The organism is Methylobacterium sp. E-065, assembly GCF_022829605.1.
Taxonomy (GTDB): domain Bacteria; phylum Pseudomonadota; class Alphaproteobacteria; order Rhizobiales; family Beijerinckiaceae; genus Methylobacterium.
Map to the genome: position 1 here is coordinate 1 of NZ_JAKSYD010000036.1, position 8,245 is coordinate 8,245.

Genomic DNA, 8,245 nt, shown 5'->3' on the forward strand with positions numbered 1-8,245 from the left:
CGGACGGCAGCGGTCGCTGGCAATCGCAGCCAACCGTGCCGCGTCGGTCGCATCGAGGAGCACGCATACCGTCTGAGCCATCGCCCAGACTCGCACGTCTCATCCTACGCGTGAATCCTCCGTCCGCGTCACTGCACTAGGTTCGCACGCAGATCTGACCGACCTTGCGACGGGCGTAGAGGCGCTTAATACAGCGGTCATTGCGGTGGGACTAGGAGCGCAAGGCGACGTGCACTTTGCCGATTTTCCTAGCATTCCGGAAGGAACTCTCCGATGGTTGCGGGCAATCGCAGCAAGGGCACCGACAGGTAAGCCAAACATATCTGTCCGCGGCGAATATACTGCTGCTCTGCTGCGCCAATTCGGGTTCGATAAAAACATCGTAACCCTCGGGTGTCCATCACTACATATTAACGAATCGACAACGCTGGGCCAAACAATAGCGAACAAAATCGGAGTGCCGAATAGGCGCATCGCAGTTGCCGCAGGCCACCCCGATTACAGTTTTCTTGCCGCAGTAGAGCGAAATCTCATTGATCTGATGGAGAAAACCGGAGGATCGTACATCATCCAGGCCACGAGAGAGCAGATCGCCCTCGCGCGCGGCAATCCCGAGGAAGTCGGGCTGCAATCTGTGGAAAAAACAAGACTCTATCTTAAGCCAGACCTAAACCACGATGAGTTCGGTCGATGGGTGCGAAGTTACTTCCGGGTCTTCTTTAACATCCCAGCATGGATCGAACATCTTCGCACGTACGACTTAGTTGTTGGGACAAGAATACATGGCGTGATGCTGGCTTTGCAGGCAGGCACTCCCGCCGTGTGTATTGTTCATGACTCCAGACTGAGAGAACTTTGCGAGATCAGCTGCATTCCATATGTGCTCGCCGGAAAGATGGGCACTAACCCAATGGGACATGTTTCCGAAGTTTTAGCCAAGTTCAGCGCAGAAGCCTTCGATGAAAATCGTAGAGCACTTCTCGATAAGCACCGCCAATTCTTCCACGAGAATCGGATGCCGACGCAGATATAATTTCCTGTCTTGAAGGAAGATTAAAAGCTGCGAGCTGGAGTACTGATGCATGCAAAGCAATGACGTCGGCGAATTTCTACACGGCACACCAACGGTCGAGGCCCAAATTCTTACTCTCTGCGCAGAAACCGGCTTTTTCGCGCAGGATTTCTACTCTGTACACTACCCAGACGTATCAACTTCAGGGATTGCTCCTCTTCACCATTATCTAATGTACGGCGGCAAAGAAGGGAGGTATCCCTCGCCGTATTTCGACTCTGAATGGTACCTTAAAGAATACCCGAACGTAATAAAAATGGACTGCTGCCCACTTGTGCACTATCTCACCGAAGGAAGGCGGCTTGGCTATCATCCTATCGCAAACTCCATCTGTCGTTCGCCAAACGCGGCAAATCGGCTGCAACAGTACAAAGAGGGCCAAGCTCCAATAGACTATAATTTTGAGTTAATATATTCGTCCGGCGTCTTTGACGCCGAGTTCTACGTTTCTAATTACAGCGATGTGAAAGCTAGCGGCCAAGATGCTCTGATACATTACTGCAATCTTGGGTGGCAGGAAGGGCGTCGACCCAACAAAAATTTCAACGGAGAGTATTATGTAAAGAAATATCCCGACGTCGCGCAGTCGAAAATGAATCCTCTAGTACATTGGATACTGTTCGGGAAAGGGGAGAATAGGCTGACCGATATAGTAGAAGTTGTAGAGGATCGCAGGCTCCGAACTAACGCGCCGCAGGTAATCTTCCTGGCTCACGAGGCCTCGCAGACTGGCGCACCAGCTGTTCTCTTGTCGCTTATCGAATGGTTCAAAAAAAATCATTCAAAGAATTTTTCTATTATCATCGGGCATTCTGGACCTCTTAACGAGAGATTCCGTGCGCTGGGCCCGTGTTTCTGCATGGATGAGCCGCATGCCGATTTCAGAAACGAACTATATGAGTTCTGCGGCCATTCGGTTCGTTTAATATATGGAAACACTATTGCGAGCGGAAGATATTTGAAGCACCTTTCATTTTTGAATGCAGAAATTGTAACGCATGTCCATGAAATGGAGAATGTGTTTCGAGTATTTGAAAATGACTTTGCATATATATCCCACGTCTGCAATCGGTACATAGTTGTTTCGGAGGGCTGCGAGGAAGCCTTGTTGCGGCGCCGAGATCCCAAATCGACGGAGATACTCAGACTGCCACCATTCATAAGTCCTGCCTCAGATGTCGATATTAGTGAAGATCATCGCTTTGTGGGAAAGAAAATTGTTTTCGGCTGTGGCACCGTCGAGCATCGAAAAGGGTTCGATATATTTTGCGACGTGGCTGAAATCCTTCGAGGTCGTAATTTAGATGGATTTGCATTTGTCTGGATCGGGCGCGAATCTGCCGAGGGACCAAGTCCCTTCGAGGAGATTAGCAAAAGGCAGCTGTATGACACTGTTTATTACCTCGGTGCGCGCGATAATCCACGAGCATGGTTCCGCACAGGAAGCGTGTTTTTACTCCCCTCCCGCGAGGATCCATTTCCGCTCGCTTGCCTAGAAGCCGCGGAATGCGGCCTTCCCGTTGTCTGTTTCGATGGACGAGCGGGTGGAATGGAGAAATTCGTACGCGGCGATGCTGGCTTTGTTGTTGACTACCTGAATACTGCCGAAATGGCGGATCGAGTCTACGGGCTCTTATCTGACGAAGCAGTCCGTCTATCCGCAGGAAAAGTAGCAAGTTCACGAGTCAGAAGTGAGTTCTATGTAGCTAACGCGGCTGCTGCAATATTGAAATTCCTGCCGGCCACGACGTTAGAGCCCGTAAAGCTCCCTAGAAACGAGTTTGAGGCGTACGCTAACGAGATTGTTGCATCGGCGGTAATCAGCTTTGATATATTTGACACCTTAGTAGTTCGCATGTTTCGCCGGCCAGAATCGGTTTTTGATTCCCTTGAGCATGATCTATCCCTCGGGTCCACGGTTCCCGTTTCATTTTTTGAGGAGCGCATGCGTACTGCCGGAGAGGCGCTTGCGGCTTTCCGTGGTCGATATGAAGATATTACCATTCAGGAGATTTATTCACAGATGAGTCTGTACCGCGACCCAGCGCCTGAATTGGCTTTAGAGAGCCGTATTATGATGCCTCATCCTCTCGGGAGAAAACTTTACGATTTTGCATTGAGTCAGGGTAAGCCGATTTTTCTCGTAAGCGACATGTATCTTGACGAGGTGACCGTCAGAAAGATACTGAGCGATTGCGGTTACGGCGGCTTCGCTAAGCTATTTCTCTCCTCAACTCACCGGCTCAAAAAAGAGTCTGGGAAACTTTTTGAAGTTGTTAACGAGAGCGCTTCTCACCTCGGTTTCCGATCTCAACAGATTCTACATATTGGCGATAATTGGTTGGGTGATGTTGAAAGACCGAAGCAGGCGGGCTTGAGATCTCTGCGTTTCCAGCCCTTGAATGAGAGACGCCGGACTCTTTTCCCCGCTCCTTCCTCTGCCGGTGCCGCGCTCTCTAGGGAAGGCCGTATTTGGGAATCGCTGAGCGCACAGATGGCCTCCCTGTGGTACGAGGCCGATCCTCCCGAGTGCTCTGATTTTTTTGTAAGGCTCGGGTACGAGGTAACGGGGCCTTTCGCGCTGAGTCTGGCAGTTCATAGTTACCGGGTCGCGTTAAAGTCTGAGGCGCAAAAGATTTTGTTTCTCGCGAGGGATGGACGTATAGCGAAGATTGCATACGACGCTCTCCAAGCTTATGGCTCAACCGACACTATATCTTCTGAGTACGCGTGGCTGTCGCGTGCCACGGTAGTTCCTGCAACGTTGCGGAATCCGTTAAGTGATAGCGATGTATATTTTCTGATGGAAGGTATTCACCTAGCCCAGAAGCCGGTCCGTTATTATCTCAAGAAGGCAAATCTGGATTTAGAATCTCCTGCGGTGGTGCGCGAGGTCCTTCGGAACTTTGATAGCATTGACGATGTGCCAGGATGGAGCGATCGAAAGAGGCTTGCGCGAACGCTCACAGCACTGTCTGAGGTAATATACTCTGCGAACGAGCAAAATCGTACAGCGTTGGAGGCTTATCTGAAGTCGCTTGGCCTCGACGAAATCGACACGGTTGTAGTTGTTGATGTGGGCTGGCTACTGAATATACAGACACGTTTGCAACAGTTCTTGAATTCTCTCGGCTGGAAGACACGCTTGGTTGGAGCATATATGGGCTCCAGAGCGAGAGCGGCGGCAAACACCGATCATCACTCGCTTCTATTTGAATTGGGTGAACCTTCGATATTTTCTGATCTCGTTGAGCGTCATGTATCTCTCTTCGAGGTCCTCTTTTCTGCGCCGGAGATTGCTGCAACTGGATTGCATGTCAACGACTTTGGAGAGGTAGATGTCTTATTCAAGGAACGTACCGGAAAGCCGGATGCCGAATTCATTGCTGCTCAGCAAATCCAATTTGGCGCAGTCCAGTTTATCCAGACGCTAGATGCGCGTCATTTTTCGGCTCTTCCATCTAAGCCGTCAGCGGATTACGTATTTCACGCATTTGCGTCGCTTGCCAATAGTCGTGATCCGCTGGTCTTATCCAAGCTTGCGAATTTTCATATCAAGCTTGGCGGCCAACATGACCTTAGTGCTGTCGAGAATTTGGTCTCCTATCAGGACCATAGAGAATATAGAGTGGCACCCCGGCGTGAGTACTTTCCGCCTTTGGTCTTGCGGCGCCAATTCGCGCGAGATAGTGTGGTGATTGTCACCTCGGCGGGGCTGGATAATGGGTCGACACGCTACCGGGCGGCAAACCTCCAGAGGGCTGTACTTTCTGCAGGAGGTAGCGCGATTCTTATCCACTCGCAAACGCCGATGGACTACGCTGTCGATCTAATCCGGAACGCAGGTTCAATTGTTTTCCAAAGATGTTTCGCTTCCCAAGGTAATGTTGGACGGTTCTTAGATTGTGCGAGGCGTTTCGGTAAAAAAAGCTTGTTTGAGGTGGATGACTTCGTATTTAGCGATTTTGTGGACCAGATTGGATCGGTCAAGGGTGGAGAGTGGGATCGCGAAGAGGCAATGTGGGTGGCCAAGGCCTATGAGGAGATGCTGAAGCAGCTTGATGGCTGCATCGCGTCTACCGAGTTGATTGGTCGCTACATTAGAGCGAAGTTTGGGACCGATGTTTTGGTGTTCCCCAATATGATGGAGCGGTCTACCTTTCGGCAGAAAACGTATAATGAAGATGCCGCGCTTTCGCTCGTGTATGCCTCCGGGACGTATTCTCATGCCAGCGATTTTCTATCGGTTGAGCACGCGATCTACGAATTTATTCGAGAATACAAAAATGTTCGTCTTACAGTGCTCGGTTCGGCTCAGGTATCGGGTAGAATACTCGGCCTGCCAAATGTTCAGTCTACTCCGTTGCTGTCTTATCCGGGGATGTTAGACGTGTTTTGTGCACATGATGTTTTGCTTGTGCCACTAGAGAATGATCGCTTCAACCGTGCTAAATCGAACATTAAGTTTTTGGAGGCTGCGTCTCAGAGCGTCCCGGTTCTTGCATCGCCCGTCGGCGAGTTCAAACGGACTTTCCGAGACGGTGAGGCGGGGCTTTTTGCGGCGGATGCGGTGGCTTGGTACGATAAGCTGGTATGGATGGCTTCGCATCGACGTGAGCTTTCTGGTCTTGGTTTGACCGCTGCTCGATTTGTCCGACGTCATTTTTGCGTTGATGAGTTGGAAGATAGCGACCGCAGCAGGTTGACTGCTTTCCTTGGTTGACCCCGTTGAGGGTTCGCGCCTGCCGCGGGCCCGCCGGTCTCGCTCGACACTGGCCCGCGGCGAGCGCAGGCGCTTAGCGCGACTTTGGCCATTCTTGCGGTCTGGCAGAGCGCATAGGCCCAGGGCGCTAGCAAATGGAAGCGGGGATTTGTCGGGGCGTGTCGGCGCGGTCATGTTGCCAAAGTCCGCTCGCGGCAGATAGCACAGCGCACGGCGGCCAAGGCGTCTGCGAAGGTTGGGCGCGGTTTGGAGTACCACGCGGCCGCCGCGACGCGTCGCCGTTGGTGAACCGAGAGGCGTGCGGCCAGCATTGTGACGATCGAGAACAGGGCGAGCAGGTAGGGTGTGGTGCGGGCAATCGCAGAGTTGGACCACTGCCGCTGCGTCTCGACACCGAGATGGTCACGCGCTTCCTGAAAAGTGACCTCGTTGGTCGAACACCGCACGAACCACCCTACGATCTGCTCAGGCTCGCGCGTCGGATCAGTTCAGAGCAGGACCCGGGGCGGGAAGCGCGCCTCGGGATCGCGGATCAGCACACAGCGGATTGGTACGACGGGCAGGCCACCATGCCGCCACACCGCGTTGTCCGAGGCGATCCTGATCGTGCGCTCGCCTGCCCCGTACCAGCCGGACACCACGACCGCGCGCCAGCGCGTGTCCTTGGCCGCGAGGATCGCAGTGAGCGTCGGCAGCCGCGCGCCTTTGGTCCGCGGGCGCCCGATCGTGCCGGGCGGCCGCGGTGGGGCCGGCTCGTAGAGAGCAGCATCCAGCCGCAGGCGGGTGATCGCCGTGATGCGAGCGCGGCGCATCGCGTCAGGGAACAGCAAGGCCAAGAAGCCGCTGTCGCCCACCAGGACGAGGTCGCGCCCCGGCAGCCAGCGTCGGGCCTGAAAGGCAAGTTGGCCACCGACATCGAGCAGCGCTTGTGCCGACGGCCTCGTTCGCGACAGGCGCGCTCTGACAGCACCAGCGCGGTCAGGAACGGCAACGCCCAGACGCGCCCCGTCCCGGGGGATCGGGGCGAGCAACATCGGGCTCATCCAGCGCAGCCCGCTCGCCTTGACGAAGTGGCTGTCGGAGGAGCGAACCGGATCACGGTAGATACCCTTGGCCACGATCCGCTTGCCGCGGCGGCGCTCGATCGTGTCGCCCAGTCCCAGTCCCAGTCCCAGTCCCAGGGGGCCACGTTGCGCGAACATATCGACGAGGAGCCCGAGCAAGATACGGCTGCCGGAGCGCGGGCACCACGCCGCCCGGCTGAGGATGCGGTGGACGTTCACGAACCGCCGCTCCTACGCGCGGCCCAAGTTGCGCAGGACGCTTGTCACCGTGCGCTGCCCGGGCGTGAGGATCGCGCCGACCAGCAGGTTCTGGGCGTGTCGCCACGAGCGGTGGACGAACAGCGGGGCAAACGCCAGGATGATCCCGGCGAAGCGGGTGGGCAGGGGGAGCATGGCGGTGTCCCTTGGCGGGGACGCCACCGGCCTATCCGTCACGCCCGCTTCGTCACCTCACACCCACTCGACCCGCCGCAAATGGCCAAAGTCGAGCGTAGGCCATCAATATGCTGGTTCCGGCGGTCTCGTCGCCGGGTGAATGATGGTTTTTCCGCATTTCGTGTGGTGCAATGTGCAAGGACGCGTTTTCGTGGCGGCGCGAAGCCCGCTCGGCCGAACATCTTGCGCTTGAGCACTTCGAAGCGCGTGATCTGCCCCTCAACTGGATTCGTCGGCCAGGTCGTCGTGATCGCGCCGCGCGACGCATCCATTTCGCGCTCGAGGCCGGCAGCGAACTCTCGAGCGGGGTCTTGGCTGTCGCGCAAAATCAGTTCGCAAGGCCGTTGTTGAAGCGCTTCCGCACGAGATCAGCCAAGAGCGCCGCGACGGCGAAGCGCAGCCTCAGGATCGGGACTTCCGCACGCAGCCGCTCTGGTCCTCCACTGACTGGGCATACCGTTCGCCTCCACGAGGTGATCAAGTTCGCAACAGAAGCGGCAGCGCGCTGTACGCTTATGGATGCGCCTGTGGCGCGCGTGCAGCAGATCGCGATCTGAATGCTTGATCCCGTCGCCTGCGGCACGACCCAGGCGGCGGCGCAACCGGTCGCGGCCTTGTCCGCAATGAAGAGCTTATACCAATCGGCGTTGATCATAACCGGTAGGCCCACGGGCGCAGGCCAAGGGACATGATCTTCCAGGGCTGGTCGATGAGGCGATTCCAGGCGTCGCGCCCCGCGCGCATGCCGTACTGATCATGGCTGGCGCAGGCTGGCACATCGCTCACTACGTCATCGTGCCGGCCAACACCACCCTGCCCACGCTGCGCCCCTGCGCGCCTGTACTCAACCCGGTGGGGAACGTCTGGCAATTCATGCGCGACAACTGGCTCGGCGACCGGATCTTCGCCTCCTACGACGACATCGTCGACCGGTGCTGCGACGCCTGGAAT

The 8,245-nt window shown here is 55.5% G+C and carries 5 protein-coding genes and 1 pseudogene; 4 read left to right on the forward strand and 2 right to left on the reverse strand.

Annotated elements, in window-relative coordinates; all coding sequences use genetic code 11:
- Positions 1–154 precede the first annotated feature (154 nt).
- Positions 155–1,033, forward strand: coding sequence for a polysaccharide pyruvyl transferase family protein (locus MKK84_RS02475; RefSeq protein WP_279599325.1), 879 nt, complete (start codon positions 155–157; stop codon positions 1,031–1,033).
- A gap of 49 nt (positions 1,034–1,082) precedes the next feature.
- A complete protein-coding gene (locus MKK84_RS02480) occupies positions 1,083–5,795 on the forward strand; it encodes a glycosyltransferase (RefSeq protein ID WP_243916454.1) in 4,713 nt (1,570 codons plus the stop codon).
- A gap of 488 nt (positions 5,796–6,283) precedes the next feature.
- Here the strand turns inward: MKK84_RS02480 and MKK84_RS02485 are convergent, their stop codons facing one another.
- A complete protein-coding gene (locus MKK84_RS02485; protein ID WP_243916455.1) occupies positions 6,284–7,078 on the reverse strand; it encodes a transposase in 795 nt (264 codons plus the stop codon).
- Between the two features lie 12 nt (positions 7,079–7,090).
- On the reverse strand, positions 7,091–7,252 hold the full coding sequence (locus tag MKK84_RS02490; RefSeq protein ID WP_243916456.1) for a hypothetical protein: 162 nt from the start codon (positions 7,250–7,252) through the stop codon (positions 7,091–7,093).
- Between the two features lie 173 nt (positions 7,253–7,425).
- Between MKK84_RS02490 and MKK84_RS02495 the strand changes: the two genes are divergently transcribed.
- Both MKK84_RS02495 and MKK84_RS02500 read left to right on the forward strand, forming a co-directional pair.
- Entirely contained in the window at positions 7,426–7,851 is a 426-nt protein-coding gene (locus MKK84_RS02495) for a hypothetical protein (RefSeq protein WP_243916457.1), read from the forward strand.
- 169 nt (positions 7,852–8,020) lie between these two features.
- Positions 8,021–8,245: pseudogene (locus MKK84_RS02500) on the forward strand (IS630 family transposase); the annotation flags it as partial.

Excerpts from the sequence above, each read along its gene's own strand:
- MKK84_RS02480 (WP_243916454.1), top strand. The coding sequence starts at position 1,083 with ATGCAAAGCAATGACGTCGGCGAATTTCTACACGGCACACCAACGGTC.
- MKK84_RS02490 (WP_243916456.1), bottom strand. The coding sequence starts at position 7,252 with ATGCTCCCCCTGCCCACCCGCTTCGCCGGGATCATCCTGGCGTTTGCC.
- MKK84_RS02495 (WP_243916457.1), top strand. The coding sequence starts at position 7,426 with ATGTGCAAGGACGCGTTTTCGTGGCGGCGCGAAGCCCGCTCGGCCGAA.